The 17,954-nt window shown below is 56.4% G+C and carries 14 protein-coding genes and 1 pseudogene; 9 read left to right on the top strand and 6 right to left on the bottom strand.

Features of this window, described 5'->3' with window-relative positions:
* Positions 1-5 precede the first annotated feature (5 nt).
* The 5 genes from E2L05_RS12400 to E2L05_RS12380 form a co-directional block, all read right to left on the bottom strand.
* On the bottom strand, positions 6-1,559 hold the full coding sequence (locus tag E2L05_RS12400) for a gamma-glutamyltransferase family protein (RefSeq protein WP_279512637.1): 1,554 nt from the start codon (positions 1,557-1,559) through the stop codon (positions 6-8).
* A gap of 36 nt (positions 1,560-1,595) precedes the next feature.
* Complete coding sequence (locus E2L05_RS12395; protein WP_133343225.1) at positions 1,596-2,921, bottom strand: TRAP transporter large permease; 1,326 nt, start codon at positions 2,919-2,921, stop codon at positions 1,596-1,598.
* A 7-nt stretch (positions 2,922-2,928) separates the two neighbouring features.
* Positions 2,929-3,453 carry a TRAP transporter small permease subunit gene (locus E2L05_RS12390; RefSeq protein ID WP_243721961.1) on the bottom strand — a complete coding sequence of 175 codons (525 nt, stop codon included), beginning with the start codon at positions 3,451-3,453 and terminating at the stop codon, positions 2,929-2,931.
* Between the two features lie 17 nt (positions 3,454-3,470).
* Entirely contained in the window at positions 3,471-4,544 is a 1,074-nt protein-coding gene (locus E2L05_RS12385; RefSeq protein WP_133343223.1) for a TRAP transporter substrate-binding protein, read from the bottom strand.
* Between the two features lie 199 nt (positions 4,545-4,743).
* Positions 4,744-5,841: a GlxA family transcriptional regulator gene (locus tag E2L05_RS12380; RefSeq protein WP_243721960.1), complete on the bottom strand. Its 1,098-nt coding sequence runs from the start codon at positions 5,839-5,841 to the stop codon at positions 4,744-4,746.
* Between the two features lie 54 nt (positions 5,842-5,895).
* Between E2L05_RS12380 and E2L05_RS12375 the strand changes: the two genes are divergently transcribed.
* From E2L05_RS12375 to E2L05_RS12340, 9 genes and pseudogenes are all read left to right on the top strand, one after another.
* A complete protein-coding gene (locus E2L05_RS12375) occupies positions 5,896-7,149 on the top strand; it encodes a sarcosine oxidase subunit beta family protein (RefSeq protein WP_133343222.1) in 1,254 nt (417 codons plus the stop codon).
* 11 nt (positions 7,150-7,160) lie between these two features.
* Positions 7,161-7,463, top strand: coding sequence for a sarcosine oxidase subunit delta (locus E2L05_RS12370; RefSeq protein ID WP_133343221.1), 303 nt, complete (start codon positions 7,161-7,163; stop codon positions 7,461-7,463).
* On the top strand, positions 7,460-10,453 hold the full coding sequence (locus tag E2L05_RS12365) for a sarcosine oxidase subunit alpha (RefSeq protein WP_133343220.1): 2,994 nt from the start codon (positions 7,460-7,462) through the stop codon (positions 10,451-10,453). Before E2L05_RS12370 ends, E2L05_RS12365 begins: the two co-directional genes overlap by 4 nt.
* Positions 10,454-10,468: 15 nt before the next feature.
* The gene (locus E2L05_RS12360; RefSeq protein WP_133343219.1) at positions 10,469-11,020 is read left to right on the top strand and encodes a sarcosine oxidase subunit gamma; all 552 of its coding nucleotides are present in this window, start codon (positions 10,469-10,471) and stop codon (positions 11,018-11,020) included.
* Between the two features lie 269 nt (positions 11,021-11,289).
* Positions 11,290-12,177, top strand: coding sequence for a glutathione-dependent disulfide-bond oxidoreductase (gene yghU / locus E2L05_RS12355; protein ID WP_133343218.1), 888 nt, complete (start codon positions 11,290-11,292; stop codon positions 12,175-12,177).
* Between the two features lie 142 nt (positions 12,178-12,319).
* On the top strand, positions 12,320-12,925 hold the full coding sequence (locus tag E2L05_RS12350) for a 2-hydroxychromene-2-carboxylate isomerase (RefSeq protein ID WP_133343217.1): 606 nt from the start codon (positions 12,320-12,322) through the stop codon (positions 12,923-12,925).
* Positions 12,926-13,299: 374 nt separating this feature from the next.
* A pseudogene (locus tag E2L05_RS21420) lies at positions 13,300-13,449 on the top strand (IS30 family transposase); the annotation flags it as partial.
* A gap of 281 nt (positions 13,450-13,730) precedes the next feature.
* On the top strand, positions 13,731-15,533 hold the full coding sequence (locus tag E2L05_RS12345) for a Na/Pi cotransporter family protein (protein ID WP_133343216.1): 1,803 nt from the start codon (positions 13,731-13,733) through the stop codon (positions 15,531-15,533).
* Positions 15,534-15,625: 92 nt separating this feature from the next.
* A complete protein-coding gene (locus E2L05_RS12340; RefSeq protein ID WP_133343215.1) occupies positions 15,626-15,874 on the top strand; it encodes a hypothetical protein in 249 nt (82 codons plus the stop codon).
* A 612-nt stretch (positions 15,875-16,486) separates the two neighbouring features.
* On the opposite strand, the gene E2L05_RS12335 is transcribed toward E2L05_RS12340, so the two are convergent.
* On the bottom strand, positions 16,487-17,954 hold a 1,468-nt coding region (locus E2L05_RS12335; RefSeq protein ID WP_208016255.1), incomplete at its 5' end, for an ATP-binding cassette domain-containing protein.

The following is a 17,954-nucleotide window of genomic DNA, read 5'->3' as shown; positions in this document are numbered from 1 at the left end:
AGGGATCAGTCTGCCAATGCTGCGCCGTCGGCCCGTGGGTCGCTGGCGGCTTCGATTAATCCGGCGCTGTGGCGCACGACGGCGCCGGCATGTCCGGCCAAATCGGAAAACGGTTGGATCATGTCAATCTGGTGGCCCGCTTGCTCAAGTGCGCTCACCAAGGCCGGATCGAACCGGTCTTCAAGTTTAAGCGACGTCGTTCCTGCGCCCCAAGTTTTGCCTAATAGCCAGCGCGGGGCGGTAACTGCCTCTTGCAGGCCCATCCCGAAATTGGCGTAGCGGGTGAAAACTGCGGCTTGTGTCTGCGGCTGACCTTCGCCGCCCATGGTGCCATAGGCCATCGTGCGCCCGTCCGACAGTAACGCCAGCGCCGGGTTCAACGTATGGAATGGCCGCTTTCCGGGTGCGAGTTGGTTCGGTCCCGGTGCAATCGAAAAACCCGCGCCGCGGTTCTGAAAACAAACGCCAGTGTCCGGACAGGTCAAGCCAGACCCGAATTCCCAAAAGACGCTTTGGATGAAGCTGACGGTTGTACCATCGGCATCTGTGGCCCCCATCCAGATTGTGTCGCCTTGCTTCGGCTCATACGGCCAAGGCAGGGCGCGGGTCATGTCGATGTGTCCTGCAAGCCGGTCCAATTCCGAAGTGCCTAACCAGCGGTCAGCCACGGTGCGCATGGACTGCGTATCGCCCAGTTCCGAATTGCGCAGGATGAAGGCTTGCTTTGTTGCCTCAACCAAACCGTGAATGTGATCGAACCCTTCGCCCGCCGCGACACCAAGCCGGTCAAACATCCCCAAGATCATCAAGGATGAAATGCCCTGCGTCGGCGGGGTCATATTGTAGAGAAGCCCTTGCGATGTTTGTACAGTCAGCGGCCGGACTTGCTGTGCCTTGTAGGCCGCAAAATCGCTTTCCCTCAAAGGGCTTCCGTGCTGTTCCAGATAGGCCGAATGTGTCTTGGCAATCGGTCCTTCGTAATAACTCCGCAGGCCATTTTCCGCCAGCGACCGGAAGGTTTGCCCCAGTGCGGGATTGGTCATGCGGCTCCCGCGGGTCGGGACGGCGCCATCCTGCAAATATGTGTCTGCAAAGCCCGGCACATCTTTCAGGCCGTCCAGTTTGTCCGCAGTGCAAGCAAATTGGTTGCCGGTCACTGCAAACCCGTGTTCGGCATGGTGCGTGGCTGCGGCAAGCAATTGGCTCAGCGGCAGTGCACGGTCCGGCGCGACGAGAGACAAAGCTTCTTCCCAGCCACCAATCGTGCCCGGCACAGTCAAGGCCGCCAAGCCGCCCCGTGTTGGGATTGCATCCTCGTGCCCTTGCTGTGCGTACCAATCCGGCGTTGCAAGGTGCGCCGCGTGACCGCCGGCGAATATTCCGATTGGCGCTGTTCCGGGGCGGTGGATCAACCAAAACCCATCGCCGCCAACCGTGTTCATGTGCGGATAGACGACAGCGATGGTGGCAGCCGCCGCGACCATGGCTTCAATCGCGGTGCCGCCTGCAGTCATCACATCGCGCCCGGCCATTGCGGCGGCATGATGCGGTGCGCTCATCGCGCCACGAAATCCTGTTGCAGCTTGAAGCATGGCTTACCACCCAATCGTTTCAGGCAGCCATGTGGCGAGCCCGGGGAAGAAAAAGACAAGGGAGAGGGCGATAACCTGCAATCCGATAAAAGGCAGTACGCCGCGGTAGATCTGCGCTGTCGTGACGCTGGGCGGCGCGACGCCTTTCAGAAAGAACAGCGCCCATCCGAAGGGCGGCGTCAAGAATGACGTTTGCAGGTTCATCGCCACAAGGATCGCGATCCACGCCATATCGGCACCTGACGACAAAAACACAGGCAGGAAGAGCGGCAGAGCGATATATGAAATTTCGATCCATTCCAGGAAAAAACCCAGAACGAACAAGAGCAGCATAAGGAAGAAGATCTGCCCGTTGAACCCCCCCGGCACGTTCCCAAAGGCCGTTTGAACCAGATGCTCGCCGCCAAGGCCCCGAAAGGCCAGTCCGAAGGGTTGTGCGAAGATCAGGATCAAGAAGACCATGGCCGAGGTCACAAATGCCGCGCGCACGGCATCGCGCAAAATGGTGAAATTCAGTCGGCCTGAAAGCGCGGCAAGGACAATCGATCCAAAGGCCCCCATGGAAGCGGCTTCGGTTGGGGCCGCGACGCCGCCAATGATTGAGCCGAGAACAAGGAAGATCAAGACCAGCGGCGGCAGCACAACCTTGAACAGCTTCAGTGCAAGATCGCGGCGCGTATATTGGGCGCGTTCCGCTTGCGGGATTGCAGGGACTGCCTTGGGGTTGATCACTCCGAGCAGCAGAACATAGGCCACAAATAGACCTGCAAGCATCAAGCCCGGAAACAAGGCTGCGGCGAACAAGGTGCCGACACTTTCGCCCATGATGTCAGCCAGCAGGATCAATACTAGACTGGGCGGAATGATCTGACCCAGCGTGCCCGAGGCGCATATCACTCCAGATGCCACGCCCGCATCGTAGCCACGATTGATGATCGGCCCAAGTGCGATCAGCCCGACAGTGACAACTGTCGCCCCGACAACGCCGGATGCCGCGCCCATCAGGACACCGACCAGAATGATGGCAAGTGCCATACCGCCGCGCAAGCCGCCCATAGCCAAGCCGATGACTTCAAGCAGATCTTCGGCTATTCGGGATTTTTCAAGCATTATCCCCATGAAAATGAACAATGGCAGCGCCAACAGGGTGTAGTTGGTGACAACCCCAAAAATCCGCGCCGGCATCAGTGTGAACAACATTGGCCCGAACCCGGCATACCCAAAGGCAAAGCCGGTCACACCAAGGCAGACGGCGACGGGGATGCCCCCTAACAGCAGGACGAAAAACGCCCCGATCATACAGAGCGCGAGAATTTCGGTATAGGGCATGGGGGCGTTATTCCGGGTCGGTTTCGGGGAGGGGCCGTTGGCCGGTCAGTTGCAAAATTCCGTGCAGCACCATGGCCAGCGCTTGGATGGACAACAGGGCAAAGGCGATTGGCAGGGCAGCCTTGAGGACATAGCGATAGCCAAGCCCGCCAGGATCAGGTGATCCTTCGTTGATCGAATAGCTGGCCTGCACATAGGCAATGCACAGGTATGCAATGATCAGCGAAACAGCGAGCAAACCGATATGCGCTATGAGGTCGACAATCGCCTTTGTCCGGGGACGGAACCCGGAATACAGCACATCAACCCGAACTTCGCCGCCTTGGTTCAACCCATAGGACATGCCGAACAGAGCAGTGACAGCCATCAGGTGCCACTCCATCTCTTGAAGCGCAACTGTGCCGTAGCCAAAGAGGTACCGCGCAAGCACATTGAAAGCCACGAGCAAAACAAGGGCGAGGCCGCTCCAGGCCGCGATGTGGCCGACGATGCGGACGGTGCAAGATGCCCCGTCCGAGATCCGTGATATCATGACTGACATTTCGCCAATCAGAGGCTGTAAAGCGGCTTTTCGGAAACCGCAGCCCAAGCCCCGTGTTCCGCTTTGAACGCCATGAAGGACTCGTGCACCTTTGCAAGCGCCGGGTCTGCGGCCGCGCCGTCGCTGAGAACCTGATCTGTCACAGCCTTGAGTTCCGCCACCACATCAGAAGGCAGCACATCGGCAATGACGCCTTCGTTTTCGACCAGATCCTTGAGCGCCGCAGCATTGTTGGCTTCGCACCAAGTGTGGCTTTCAAGGTTGCACGCCATGGCGGCTGTTTTCACGATTTCCTGAAGATCAGCAGGCAGGCTTTCCCAAGCGGATTGGTTCATGAGCAACTCGGTGACGTTTGATGGCTCGTGCCAACCGGTCGAGTAATAGTACTTCGCTGCATTCTGAAGCCCCAGGCGGCGGTCCTGATAGGGACCAACAAATTCGGCCGCATCAATCACACCGCGCTCTAGCGCCGGGAAAATCTCGCCGCCGGGCAGGAGTTTTACGTCAACACCGAGTTGCGCGTATACTTTGCCTGCAAGGCCAGGAATGCGCATTTTCAAGCCGTCGAAATCCGCTGTGCTTGTGATGGGATCCCTGAACCAGCCCGTCATCTGAACGCCAGTGTTGCCCATGGGCAAGGCTTTCAGCCCGAGCGGTGCGTAAAGCTCGTCCCACAAATCCATGCCGCCGGCGTGATAGAGCCATGCATTCATACCCTGAAAATTCAAGCCAAACGGAACCGTAGTGAAGTACTGTGCGGCTGGCAGTTTGCCCGCCCAAAAATACGCATTTGCAGCGTTCATTTCGACGGCGCCGGATCTTACAGCGTCGAAACCTTCGAGGGCAGGGATCAACTCACCTGCTGCGAAGTGTTGGATCTTCAGCCGGCCATCCGACATAGCTTCGACCTTTTTGCAAAAGTCGGTCGGGCTACCGGGTCCTTCGACATAGAAAGGCGATCCGGGACCGTAGGCGTTGGTCATTTTCCAGTTAAAACTGGTTTGCGCCCGCGCGATCGAAGGTGCGGCAAGCGGGGCGGCAGCAAGCGTTGCACCTGTGGCGATAAATTTGCGTCTATCCATGTCTGAGCCTCGTCAGTTGCGTGTCTGATGACTGTCAGAAAGTGCGCGCACCGCTGATGGTCCAGAAAGAGCACATGCAAAATTCCATGATTTTTAAATTTTGTATACAAAGTATATCAAATGAGGCGTGCTTGTTCGTAAAATCAGCAGTCAAAGAACAGAACCAATGCTGCAGCGCCGCATTCTCGTTATTTTAGTGCTAGGCTAGGGTGCTCGGGTCATTTGGCGTGGTCGGTTGGCTTGACCGACCCGGCGAGCTATCGGAAAGCACTGAGTGTTCTGCGCGATACTCAGTCGGTGTTAGGCCAAGGTTTGCCCGAAAGCTGCGGATCAGATGTGGGGCGTCGCAGAATCCCGTGGCCAAGGCGATCTGTGTCACCGTCGACTCGGTTTGCAACAAAAGCGCGCGGGCCTTTTCAAGTCGCATCCCATGGGCCGCCCGAAGCGGCGTTGTTGCGATGTCTTCGCGGAAGCGCCGTTCAAGCTGACGCCGGCTCACCCCCAAAGCGAACGACAGCTCGCCTATGGTTTCTGGTGCGTCGATGCTTTGCTGCATTCTCAGCAGAGCGCGCCGGACCAAGGCATCTTGTGCCTTGAGGTTCAAAGGTGCGCCGGGTTGCGGTTTGTCCGCACCAAGAGGGCTGTCGATGATCATGATGCTCAGGCTTTTGGTCGCTGCGGACTGGCCAAGGTGCCGTTCGACGAGAAACGCCGCCAAATGCGCCGCGCTATGCCCGCCCGAACATGTCAGGCGATCACGGTCGACCACGAAAATCTGGTCAGACACCGGCTGCGCGCCCTCAAACCTGTCCAGAAAGTCCTGATGGTGAAACCAACTGACGCATACGCGATACCCGTCAAGAAGCCCGGCCTCGTGCAACAGAAACACGCCTGTACATAACCCGACGATCGGAACTCCGGTAGCTGCCGAGGTGCGAAGCCAGGTGATCAACTCGGGGGGCAAATTGCGGGCCTCGCCCATCAGTCCTCCCACGACGACGATGTAGTCATACCGTCCCGCATGACGCAGGCGACGGTCGGGCGTGACCTTGACCCCGCAACTGGAACGAACCGGCTCCATATCCGTCGACAGAACGGTCCAGTCACAGAAGATCGGGCGCGAACGGTCATCTTCGTCCGCGGCTAGTCGAAGGACATCGACGAAGTTTGCAAACGCCGACAGTGTGAAGCGATCAGCCAGCAGAAAGGCGACAGACAGGCGCTTGCGGGGCGCTGTGAGTTTATCTGAATTCATGGCGCAATTGTACAATGAATGCGTCGCATTTATCCAGAGCATGGTGGCGCTTCCATGCTAATCGCGATCAATAATGATTGTGAAAGGGCCTTCACGATGACCCGCTTTTCTGCACTCTCGCTTTTGAAGAACGCTGTGACCGGTCACAAGGGATGGACCGAGCAATGGCCCGATAGCCAACCAAAAGCGGAATACGATGTGGTGGTCGTTGGTGCTGGTGGGCATGGGCTTGGCGCGGCGTATTATTTGGCCAAGGAACATGGCATCACAAACGTCGCTGTCATCGACAAGGGCTGGCTTGGCGGCGGTAATACCGGACGAAACACAACCATTATCAGGTCAAATTACCTCTATGATGAGAGTGCGCGGCTGTACGATCACGCACTGGATTTGTGGGAGGGGCTGAGCCAAGAGTTGAACTACAACGTCATGTTCTCTCGCCGGGGCGTGATGATGTTGGCGCATAATCAGCACGATATTCAGAGTTTCCAAAGACATATCCATGCAAATCGGCTGAACGGTGTCGACAATAAATGGCTGTCCGCGAAAGAGGCCAAGGCTTTCTGTCCGCCGCTGAATATTGCGCCGGATGCGCGGTATCCGGTTGTTGGTGCTGCACTTCAGATGCGGGCGGGAACTGCGCGGCATGATGCGGTGGCGTGGGGCTATGCTCGCGGTGCAGCGGCGCGCGGCGTGGATATCATCCAGAACTGCCCGGTTACATCAATTCGGCGCGGCCCTGATGGGGCCGTCGAAGGCGTTGAGACCGCACGGGGATTCATCAAGGCCAAGAAGGTCGCTGTTTCAGCGGCTGGGCATACCAGTGTTTTGATGGACAGTGCCGGTGTGCGAATGCCGCTGGAAAGCTATCCGCTGCAGGCGCTTGTGTCTGAGCCCGTTAAGCCGATCATGCCGTGTGTTGTCATGTCCAACACTGTCCACGCCTATATCAGTCAATCGGATAAGGGCGAGTTGGTCATTGGGTCCGGGACGGATCAGTACACCAGCTATTCTCAACGCGGCGGTTTGCCCTTGATCGAGCATACCGTGGCCGCGATCTGCGAGGTGTTTCCCATTTTCAATCGGATGCGGATGCTGCGCAAATGGGGCGGTATTGTGGATGTTACGCCAGACAGGTCCGCTATTCTGGGTAAAACTCCGGTGAAGGGTCTGTATGTAAATTGCGGTTGGGGAACGGGAGGATTCAAGGCCACGCCCGGCGCGGCGCATGTGCTTGCGCATACTGTTGCCAAGGACGAACCGCACGCCATAAACGCCCCATTCACATTGGAGCGGTTTACCACCGGAAGGTTGATCGACGAAGCGGCCGCTGCCGCTGTTGCACATTAAGGACGACCGTTATGCTTCTGATTAAATGCCCTTATTGTGACGAAACTTTGCCAGAGCTAGAGTTTGCATACGCGGGCGAAGCGCACATCACACGTCCACCGACCCCGGCTGAGGCCAGCGATGAAGAGTGGCGTGATTTCCTGTTCATCCGGTCCAACGTGAAAGGCGCACATTACGAGCGGTGGCGACATGTGCATGGCTGCGGGCGGTTTTTCAACGCAGTCCGTGACACGGTCTCTGACCGGTTCTTGGTCACCTATCCCGCGGGAGGGCTTCGGCCAGCGGTGGATGATGTAACAGGATCGAGCAAATGACGAACTTTCGTGTGCCGGGAAAAGGCCGAGTAGATCAAAGACGACCTGTAACGTTCAGTTTTGACGATAAAGAGTTCACGGCGGCAAAAGGTGATACAGTCGCGTCCGCTTTGCTTGCCAACGGCGTTCATTTGATGGGGCGTTCCTTCAAGTACCATCGTCCGCGCGGTCCAGTCGCTGCGGGTTCAGAAGAGCCTAACGCATTGATCGGGACGCGTCGTGGAAAGGGCCAGTTCGAGCCGAACACACGCGCCACGGTTCAAGAGGTTTACAAAGGTCTGGCAGCGACGAGCCAAAACAAGTTTCCAAATTTGAAATTTGATATCGGCGAAATCAACGACAAAGCCTATATGCTTTTGTCTGCGGGGTTTTACTACAAAACCTTCATGTGGCCGCGATCTTTTTGGGACAAGGTCTATGAGCCTTTTATTCGTGCTGCCGCGGGTTTGGGTGTATCGCCAACCGAGGAAGACCCAGATCACTACGCGTCGCGTTATCTGCACACAGACGTGCTTGTTGTGGGGGCAGGTCCTGCTGGTCTGGCGGCGGCGCGCAGCGCTGCAGAAGCTGGCCTGAGGGTTACGCTTGTAGATGAGAATTCGGAGGCTGGCGGGACGCTTCTGAGCGAGCCGCAGGCCCTGATCGAAGGCGCACCCGCGTGGGACTGGCTGGCGGCGGAACTCGCTGCACTGACGGACCTGGGCGTCAAGATCATGACGCGGACCACGGCCATCGGGTATTACCATCAGAACATGGTCGGGCTGTGCGAAAAACTGACCGACTACGTGGCAACACCTGAAGCAAATATCCCGCGGGAGCGCATGTGGCGTGTTCGTGCGGGTCAAGTGATTTTGGCGCAAGGCGCGCTGGAAAAGCCTTTGGTCTTTGATGGCAATGACAGGCCCGGGGTTATGCTGGCCGGATCTGCGCAGACCTATTTGAACCGGTACGGCGTACGTGTGGGTGATCGTGCGGTTGTCGTGACAAGCCATGACAGCGCTTATCACGCGGCGTTCGATTTGGTGGAGAGTGGCACAGCGATCCGTGCCATTGTGGATACTCGGGCGATGCCACCCGAAGACTTGGTATCGCAGGCCCGGATCAGGTCCATTTTGGTTCTGACCGGCCACACGGTGACTGGTACATCTGGACGACTGCGCGTGAAGTCGGTGCGCGTGAACCCGGTGCGAGACGGTTGGGTCGGCGAAGCGCGAGAGTTGCTATGCGATTGTGTATTGATGTCAGGCGGATGGACGCCGTCGTTACATCTTTTCTCGCACACGAAGGGCAGCTTGAAATGGGATGCGGAGCAACAGACGTTTTTGCCGGATCGCATGACGGAAGCGTGCCTGATTGCTGGTGCAGGGCGTGGCCTTTGGGGGATTGAGGCCGCTTTGACCGACGGTGCAGAAATGGGAGCTGTCGCCGCTCGGGAACTTGGAAAACCAATAGAAGCCAAGCGTTTAACCGTTGAGCAGGATCGGACCGGCACCGGAGAGAGCAACACTGAGTTGCCTAGCGATTTGAGCCAGGGCAAGGCTCGCGCCTTTGTGGATTATCAAAACGACGTGACAGCGAAAGATCTTCGCCTTGCGGTGCGCGAGGGCATGCGCTCCATTGAGCATGTGAAACGCTACACCACGAATGGCATGGCCACTGATCAGGGTAAAATGAGCAATATCAATGGATTGAACATTGCTTCTGATGCACTTGGCAAGCCGCAGCCGCAGGTTGGTCTGACAACGTTTCGGCCGCCTTATACGCCAACAAGTTTTGGTGCCTTCGCTGGTTATCACCGAGGAGACCATTTCGAAGCCACTCGGAAGACTCCAATTGACATTTGGGCTGAAGAGAACGGTGCGGCCTTTGAGCCGGTCAGCCAATGGCGCCGTGCGTGGTATTTCCCGCGCGCTGGCGAAACAATGGACGCCGCCGTGCAGCGCGAATGCAAAGCAACGCGGGAAAGCGTGGGCATGTTCGATGCGTCCACCTTGGGCAAGATTGAGGTTACGGGCCCCGATGCGGTGGAATTCATGAACCGCATGTATACGAACCCGTGGACGAAGTTGCAGCCCGGACGCGCCCGCTACGGTCTTTTGCTGGGCGATGATGGGTTTATCCGGGATGACGGCGTCATTGGGCGGCTGTCTCAAGACCGGTTTCATGTCACGACCACCACGGGCGGAGCCGCGCGTGTTCTCAATATGATGGAGGACTATCTTCAGACGGAATGGCCCGATTTGAAGGTCTGGCTGACATCCACCACCGAACAATGGGCAACGATTGCGTTGAACGGGCCGAATGCGCGCAAAGTGATCGAGCCGTTTGTTGAAGGGCTCGATATTTCAGCAGAAGCCTTTCCGCATATGTCTGTGGCGGAGTGTACAGTTGCGGGCTTTCCCGCCCGGCTTTTCCGGATCAGCTTTACAGGCGAGTTAGGCTTTGAGATCAACGTTCCCGCGCGTCATGGTCTTGAGCTTTGGGAAACGCTTTATGCCGCCGGTCGGCCGTATGATCTTTGTACATACGGCACCGAAACCATGCATGTTTTACGCGCTGAAAAGGGTTACATCATCGTTGGCCAAGACACAGATGGCACCGTGACGCCATTTGATGCGGGGATCGGCTGGGCAGTTGGTAAGGCCAAACCGGACTTCGTGGGGATGCGCGCACTCAAGCGGCCAGATCTTGTGGCAGATGGGCGCAAACAGCTTGTGGGGTTGCTGACCGAGGATTCCACGACGAAGTTGGAAGAAGGAGCGCAGATTGTTCTGGATCCGGCCCAACCTGTTCCCATGAAAATGGTTGGTCATGTTACATCGTCGTACCACAGCGTTGCAGCCGGAAGGCCAATTGCGATGGCATTGATCGCAGGCGGGCATGGCCGGATGGGCGAGACTGTGCACATCCCGATGCCGGACGGAGTGATCCGGGCGACCGTCACGTCGCCAGTGTTCTATGATCCCGAAGGCGCGCGCCTTGCCATTTGAACCGGAGTATTCGCGATGACGCAGCTTCCAACCCACTTTGAGTCCGGCCAATTAAGCGCCACATCTGCCGCACGCGTTACGGTTGTCGAGCCTATGGCGCGTTTTTCCCTGAGGGCCGGGCAGGGGGACGTTACGGCCATTTCTGAGGCGCTTGATCTTGCGTTGCCCACAAAGATTGGTCAGCGCACCAAGGCGGGCGCGACCGAGGCGATGTGCCTTGGCCCGGATGAATGGGTCATTATCGCCCCGGATAGTGAAGCCGTACGATTAGAGTCGGCATGCACCGCCATCTATGATCAGGCGCCACACAGCCTGACAGCGATCAGTGATCGAGAGATTACCGTCCGGATTGATGGGCCTAGAGCTGCCGATCTTTTGACTTTGGGGTGCCCGCGGGATTTGGATGCGATATTGCCAAACGAAGGCCGCCGCACTGTATTCGACGGCGTGACGGTGGTTTTGTGGCGCGATGCAGAGCAAGAGTTTCGATTGGATGTGTGGCGGTCATTCGCGCCGCATGCCTTGTCCCTACTCGTAACGGGGTGCACGGAACTGGCGCTTGAATAATGCTTCCACAGCCCCTGAATTGTGCTGAAATGAAGTCATAGGAGTGTACCAAGGGTTTTGAGTGTTGGGCTTAACTCGCTTGCGTCGGTAGAGTGAAAAGCGATGCTCAACCTGGCTATTGGAGCTATTTGGATGTCGGCGGTCAAAGCGGTTTAAGCGCCGCGATTTCCTGAGTGCATGACGCAACAATACGTAAGCAAGGGGTATTCATTCGGCGCATCCCGTTTATATCACGGTCTGAAAATAACAGATACACGTGGATATGAGTGATGACAGGCCCGACCGACTACACACCCGATGAAGTCTGGACATGGAACGCGCCCAGTGGTGGGACGTTTGCAAGCATCAATCGCCCGGTGGCTGGAGCGACGCACGATGCGGACCTGCCAGTTGGGGCGCACCCCCTGCAACTATATTCGATGGGCACGCCGAATGGTGCCAAAGTGACGATCTTGCTGGAAGAACTGTTGGCGCTTGGTGAAACACAGGCCGAATATGACGCGTGGCTGATCCGCATCAGCGAGGGCGAGCAGTTTTCCAGTGGGTTTGTCGCTGCAAATCCGAATTCAAAAATCCCCGCCTTGTTCGATCACAGTACGGAAACGCCAACCCGCGTTTTTGAAAGCGGCGCTATCCTGTTGTACCTTGCTGAAAAATTCGGGCACTTTGTGCCGTCTGACCCGGCGGAGCGAACAGAGACGTTGAACTGGTTGTTCTGGCAAATGGGGTCAGCGCCCTATCTTGGTGGCGGCTTTGGACACTTCTATGCCTATGCCCCAGAAAAATTCCAATATCCGATTGACCGTTTCACGATGGAAGTGAAGCGCCAACTTGATGTTCTGGACCGGTGTCTTGCCGAAAGAGAGTATGTTGCAGGCAATTCGTACACGATTGCGGATATCGCAATTTTCGCGTGGTACGGGGCACTTGTTCTTGGCGACCTTTATAATGCTGCGGCCTTTTTGTCAGTCAAAGACTATGCGCATGTCACAAGATGGGCAGCAGCTATTGCTGCGCGGCCAGCGGTACGGCGCGGTCGAATGGTGAACCTGACATGGGGGCCGCTTGAAGGTCAGCTGCACGAACGGCATGCCGCTTCGGATTTCGACACCAACACGGAAGACAAACGTCAGGCGCAAAACGGCGATGCTGAATAATTCGACGAGGGTTTGGTGCGCGTCTTGTTATTGGGTCTGCGTTTGACCTTGCTATCCGTTCTGAATTGAAAATCCGTGCGCTGTGCTTTGCCTTGGCTCTGGACAGCGCGCCGTAAAGAACTTGTTTAAAGGATATCGCCCCGTGACCCACGTTATCGATTACTATTTCGCACCGATCTCTGGCTATGCATATCTTGGGCACAGGCCGTTTATGGATCTTGCTGCAAAAGCCGGGGCCATAGTGCGATTCCACCCGATCGAGATCGCCAAGGTGTTTGCCGCTGCCGACACAACGCCGCCTTTCGCGCAAAACCCGGTGCGACGTAGCTATCGGATGCAAGACCAGGCGCGTTTGGCGGCGCGGCAGGGGCTTGAGATCACACCATTGCCGGCTCATTGGCCGACCCCCCCAGGCTTGGCCTGCCGCGCGATCCTTGCGGCCGGTGTTCTGGGGTTTGATCAAGATGCAGCGAGTTTCGCCTGCTTAAAGGGTGTTTGGGCTGAGGAGCGAAACATCGCAGATGCAGAGCAACTGTCCGCTGCGCTGGACGCGGCCGGATTGCCAGCAGCGGCTATTCTGAACCATGCTGAAACAGACGATATCTCAACACTGGCAGATACTTGCACCCAAGATGCAATTGACGCCGGTGTTTTTGGATCGCCGACATATATCTTTGGGCAAGAACGGTTCTGGGGTGGTGATCGGCTCGAGTATTTAGCAGACGCACTTTCGATAAGCTCACAATAGCCCACATGCCATTAGGTGTTCAGTCCCGGCATCTTGTGGATCGCCACTGACTCTGTCTGCCTTTGAAGTCCAGATTTTCCAGATGTGCTCGTAGAGAGTGAAGCGTCTGAATTTCTTCAAGAGTCGAGCGAAGTTGCAGGCCGCCATGGCGTCAGCGAAGTGCGTGCGATGCTCGAACCTGTTATCGGTTGGGATCGTGTGGAACCGGTTTGGAACCGTGGGAACAAACGCTTAGTGGTCTGTATAAAAGTGCAAGTTTTGGCGTCCATAACCCTATAAAGCGACTTTCGAAATTCTCTTTCATTGACATAATCAGGATTCCATAACTATGTGGCCAGCCACGGGTACACTCCATTTTGGATTGCATCACTGGACAAATTCCTGAGGTGCTTGGCCGTGATCGCTCTACACTCCATCGTGAGGTCAAGCGTAACTGGTGGCATGATGAAGACGTTCCGCAGGCTGATGGCTTTTGGCATTTGACAGCGCAGATGCTGGCGGATCGGCGGTACATGAAACGCCGCTGCAATTTGGTTGTGATCCCGCCGCAGCATCCTGTCGCCTCGTCTGACGAAGAATGTGTTACAACCAAACATGGCTCGAAATCTTATTCGTGACCCGTTCTAGATCATCGCAAAACCTGCGGGACGCGCCAGTGAGCCATGTCAAAGAAAGCGCCTGACAATGTCGGTATCTCTTGGGCTCGCAACTCTTCGAAGGAACGGAACCCTGTGGTAGGATTGATCGATCATTTTTCTTTATCTAACCTTGGCATGCCTGTGACGGCCTCGGAAGTCCGGTCGTCATGACACGCTATTTTCTGCCTGCCGTTATCGGGACCCTCTTGCTGGCTTTCTGGATCAGCCCCGACGCTCAGGAAATCGCGGCGGGAGTTGCGATCTTTCTTTTCGGCATGCTCATGCTTGAGGATGGGTTCAAACTCTTTGGTGGCGGCGCGCTTGAGCGGATGCTTAAACGCGCGACGGCCTCGACGCCTAGAGCCATCTCTTTTGGGGTATTGTCGACCACAGTTTTGCAATCCAGTTCTTTGGTTTCGGTTATCACCATCTCGTTCCTAAGTGCCGGTCTCATTTCGCTGATTGGGGGCGTGGGAATTATTTTCGGTGCTAATATCGGCACGACAACCGGCGCTTGGCTGGTCGCAGGGTTCGGTTTGAAAATCGATATCGCCGCCTATGCAATGCCTATGATCGCGCTCAGCATCGTTTTGGTCTTCCAGAAATCCAAACCCCTGCGGGGTATCGGTTACGCACTCGCCGGGCTGGGATTTTTGTTCCTCGGCATCCATTACATGAAAGAGGGGTTCGAGGCGTTCAAGGACCAGATCGACCTGACACGGTTTGCGATGACAGGGCTGCTCGGTCTTTTCGTCTATTGTCTTATTGGCACAGCGGCGACTGTCATCATGCAGTCGAGCCATGCCACGATGGTCCTGATCCTCACCGCTTTGGCCGTAGGGCAAATCAGCTACGAGAACGCGCTGGCGCTTGCAATCGGAGCAAATATCGGCACGACGATTACCGCTGTTATTGCGGCTCTGGGGGCAAATTTTCAGGGCAAGCGGCTTGCGGTCGCACATTTGATCTTCAATGCGGTGACAGCGCTTGTCGCGCTAATTTTTATTGCGCCCTTGCGTGAGGCGGTGGATTGGATCAGCGATCTGGTCCGCATTGCACCGGATGAATACGCAATGAAACTTGCCGTGTTTCATACGATCTTCAACGTGCTGGGCGTTGCGCTGATGCTCCCCCTCCTCAACCGGCTTATCACCTTTCTTGAGCGCCGGATCGTCGAGCCTGTTCCGGACGTGAGCCGTCCGCGTTATCTTAACGAGGCCGTGGACGATTTCCCCCAAACCCTTGAAATCGCACTTCGTAAAGAAGTGATGCACCTTTATGAGAATGCAGTCGAATTGATCCTGCACGGGCTCAACCTTCATCGAGACGGAGTGTTTGCAACTGATAATGTGGCAGAGTTGGTGCGCAAAAGCAGAACGCCCTTTCAGCTTGATCTCGATGAAGGCTACGAACGCCGTGTGAAAACGCTCTATGCAGGCATTGTGGAATTCTCGACGCGGGTCGACGACAAACAGGTCGATCATGGCATCACTGAACGGGTTTACGCGCTGCGCGACGTGGCGAGTGATATTGTTCACGCGGTGAAGTCCGTAAAGCACCTGCGCAAGAACGTTTTGCGTTACACGGTACGGCCTCACGGGGCCACAACTGAACTTTATGACGAACTTCGGACTGAAATCGCTCGGATTGCGGTTGAGATCAGGAAGCTTGGTTTGAGTGAACCTGAAAATCGCAGCGCGCTTTGGCTGGATCAGGAACGCGTCCAGATCGAGGAAGACGCGCGCATGACATCGCATCGGGTTGATTTTCTTATTCGAAAGGGTTCGCTGAATGCCATTGAAGCCACGTCGTTCATAAATGACTCTGGATACGCATACGGTGCCATGCGTGATCTGATCGAAGCGGCACGCAGCTATTACATCGAACGCGAAAGCGCGATGGCAGAGGTGGAACGCCTCTTGTCGCTTGATGAAGAAGAACTCGGCGAGGCAGTCACCGAACACAAATGAAACAGGGTGACAATCGGTCAGAAGCGTCTGTCATGAAACTGTCGTGAAGAACGTCGAGGGTTGTCCACGCTATCAGGATTGGGGAAGCAAAGATGGGTCTGAAAAAATTGGCTGAGAAAGTCGAAGACTACAACGCGCGTCTCGAAAGCGGAAAGGCGAGCAAGATCAGACCCAGTCACGTGGAAAAGGTCTTGCGAAAGCTCCGCGTCAAAGCGCGCGATCTAGAGGCCGAAATTGCCACCGTATCTTCGGCTGACAAGAAGGCCCGGCTCAAGGGAAAGCTTGCCATCGCACAAACGCACATATCCCGCGCAGAATGGTTACTGAGAGAATTGGCCTAGCACGCCAAAGCGCACGGTCGGTGCGTAGCGCCGCATCAGTCTGATGCGACCTTCGCTGCTGCGCCCGATGGGCATTTGCCTCATCGTTTTATCCTGTCCCACACAGTTTGAGCGTTGGCAATCTGGCGCAACCGATGGCTAAAAAAACGCCAGTCTGCGCGCATGATATTCCAAAATATCAATGGACTTTCCAATCTACGACGCCCCCATTCGTCCCTCATTGCATAACCTCCATTGCCTTCTGAAAAACGGCGGCAGTGATGAGTTGTGAGGTCGGAACGTAAGTGGGAGCAGACCATTTGGGTTGGTCCTTGCTCATGACGATTTTGAGAAACACCGCAGGCTGTTTGAAACACAGCGTCTCGAGTTCCGACCAGCGCCGATTGGGTAATTTCTATCGCCGGACTTCCACATCGAAAGGATACTCGCTTTGGTCATGCCTGCCCTTTTGGCTGGACCCTTGACTGCCCTGAGGCCAGTAGGGTCGACGCCAGATGCAGTGCTTTGGGGCTGAAATGACGTCATGGTATGCTCGGGTATCATGGTCGATCTATGGGGCTGTGGCGCGGACGATTGTGCCCGCGGACCGCCCTATACAAAGACCTTGTTAGCTTATCGGGCTGTTACGCCATAAGGTTCAGGCTGTTTGGACCAAACCATCTGTGTTGAACGAGCCGGCTTTCGGGGCTTTTTGAACGCTGGAGCTGCCGTGTTAGCTTGCGACGAGGCGGCGGCGAGTTTAGTCAGAATTTCATCTCGGGGTCCGAATGCCTTTTGTGCGCCGTCCTCCAGGATCATGACCTTGTCACAAGTGCGCAGCACGTTCGGGCTGTGCGTGATGACAATCGCCGATTTTCCTGCCGCAGTTTGGGCTTTGATCAAAGAGGCGATAAGCGCTCCGGATTCCTGATCTCGGCCTGCGTTCGGTTCGTCAAGGATCAGGATATTCGGCTTGCCGTAGACGGCCCGCGCTAGGGAAATCTGCTGCAAGGCGCCTGCTGACAAGATGTCCTGGGCAAGGCGCATGTCGGTCTGAAGGCCTTTGGGGAGTTGCTCAATCTCGGTCATCGCGTTCACAAGTTCCGCCGCTTCAACCACATCGGCAATCGTCATGTCAGGATCGTATCGGGCAATATTCTCGGCCACGGTGCCGTCAAAGAAGGTGAGAAATTGCGGCAAATATCCGATGTGCTGCGACACGGCGCGTTCGGACAATTCAAACAATGGAAAGCCGCTCAGGGTCACTCTGCCCATGGTGGCGGACGTGCCACCGGTCAGCAGACGCACAAGAGAGGATTTTCCCGCCCCACTGCGCCCCACGATCGCCAGCGCTTCGCCGGGTTGGACATCAAATGACAGACGGGTGAGCACTGGGTGGTTCCGCTCGCGCGGCTTAAAGGTCACGTTGCTGACGCAAAGCGCGCCGGGCTTTTCTGGCAGAGCCGCCGAGCGACGCGCGCGCAGATCGGCCGACGAGCGGGACAGGTTCCGTTCCAGGCGGCGGGCGCCGGCGAGGGTCGTCTGTAGGTTGGTGACGTTGTTCACAACCGCTTCGAGGGGCGCGAGCGCTTTGCCCAGCAGGATCGATCCGGCGATCATCGCGCCGCTGCTCAGATCGCCGATCAGGACCAGATGTGCACCGACGGCCAGCATCGCGGATTGCAGGAAGATCCGAAAGGTTCGTGTGGCTGACACCATGACCCAAACGCGTTCATCGACCTTGACCTGATTTTGCAGAGAGCTGGCGCGGAATTTGAGCCAACGGTTGTCAAACCCGTCTTCCAGACCCAGCATACGTTGCGCGCTGCCCGACTCTTCTGCGGCGCGGACAGACTTCAACCATTTGGCATTGAATTTGCTTGCGTACCAGGCGGGGCGGCGTGTGATCAAACGCTTGATCATGGCAAGGCCCATGATGATGACCGCTGCGGTTGCACCAACCCATCCCATCATGGGGTGAAAGACGAACAAGAGCCCAAAGTAAAACGGCATCCAAGGAAGGTCGAACAAGGCAAGCGTGCGTATTTCGCGGAACTTGGGCAGTGATTTCACGCGATCTCGGGCACGCGTTTCAGGCCAT

The sequence above is a fragment of the Meridianimarinicoccus aquatilis genome, assembly GCF_004358675.1.
GTDB classification, from domain to species: domain Bacteria; phylum Pseudomonadota; class Alphaproteobacteria; order Rhodobacterales; family Rhodobacteraceae; genus Meridianimarinicoccus; species Meridianimarinicoccus aquatilis.
Note: the sequence above shows the minus strand (reverse complement) of the source record. Positions and strands in the feature narration are given on the sequence as shown.

What these genes read in the sequence shown, in the direction of transcription:
- E2L05_RS12400 (WP_279512637.1), bottom strand. Translation starts at nt 1,559, where the DNA reads ATGAGCGCACCGCATCATGCCGCCGCAATGGCCGGGCGCGATGTGATG.
- E2L05_RS12395 (WP_133343225.1), bottom strand. Translation starts at nt 2,921, where the DNA reads ATGCCCTATACCGAAATTCTCGCGCTCTGTATGATCGGGGCGTTTTTC.
- E2L05_RS12390 (WP_243721961.1), bottom strand. Translation starts at nt 3,453, where the DNA reads ATGATATCACGGATCTCGGACGGGGCATCTTGCACCGTCCGCATCGTC.
- E2L05_RS12385 (WP_133343223.1), bottom strand. Translation starts at nt 4,544, where the DNA reads ATGGATAGACGCAAATTTATCGCCACAGGTGCAACGCTTGCTGCCGCC.
- E2L05_RS12380 (WP_243721960.1), bottom strand. Translation starts at nt 5,841, where the DNA reads ATGCTCTGGATAAATGCGACGCATTCATTGTACAATTGCGCCATGAAT.
- E2L05_RS12375 (WP_133343222.1), top strand. Translation starts at nt 5,896, where the DNA reads ATGACCCGCTTTTCTGCACTCTCGCTTTTGAAGAACGCTGTGACCGGT.
- E2L05_RS12370 (WP_133343221.1), top strand. Translation starts at nt 7,161, where the DNA reads ATGCTTCTGATTAAATGCCCTTATTGTGACGAAACTTTGCCAGAGCTA.
- E2L05_RS12365 (WP_133343220.1), top strand. Translation starts at nt 7,460, where the DNA reads ATGACGAACTTTCGTGTGCCGGGAAAAGGCCGAGTAGATCAAAGACGA.
- E2L05_RS12360 (WP_133343219.1), top strand. Translation starts at nt 10,469, where the DNA reads ATGACGCAGCTTCCAACCCACTTTGAGTCCGGCCAATTAAGCGCCACA.
- yghU (WP_133343218.1), top strand. Translation starts at nt 11,290, where the DNA reads ATGACAGGCCCGACCGACTACACACCCGATGAAGTCTGGACATGGAAC.
- E2L05_RS12345 (WP_133343216.1), top strand. Translation starts at nt 13,731, where the DNA reads ATGACACGCTATTTTCTGCCTGCCGTTATCGGGACCCTCTTGCTGGCT.
- E2L05_RS12340 (WP_133343215.1), top strand. Translation starts at nt 15,626, where the DNA reads ATGGGTCTGAAAAAATTGGCTGAGAAAGTCGAAGACTACAACGCGCGT.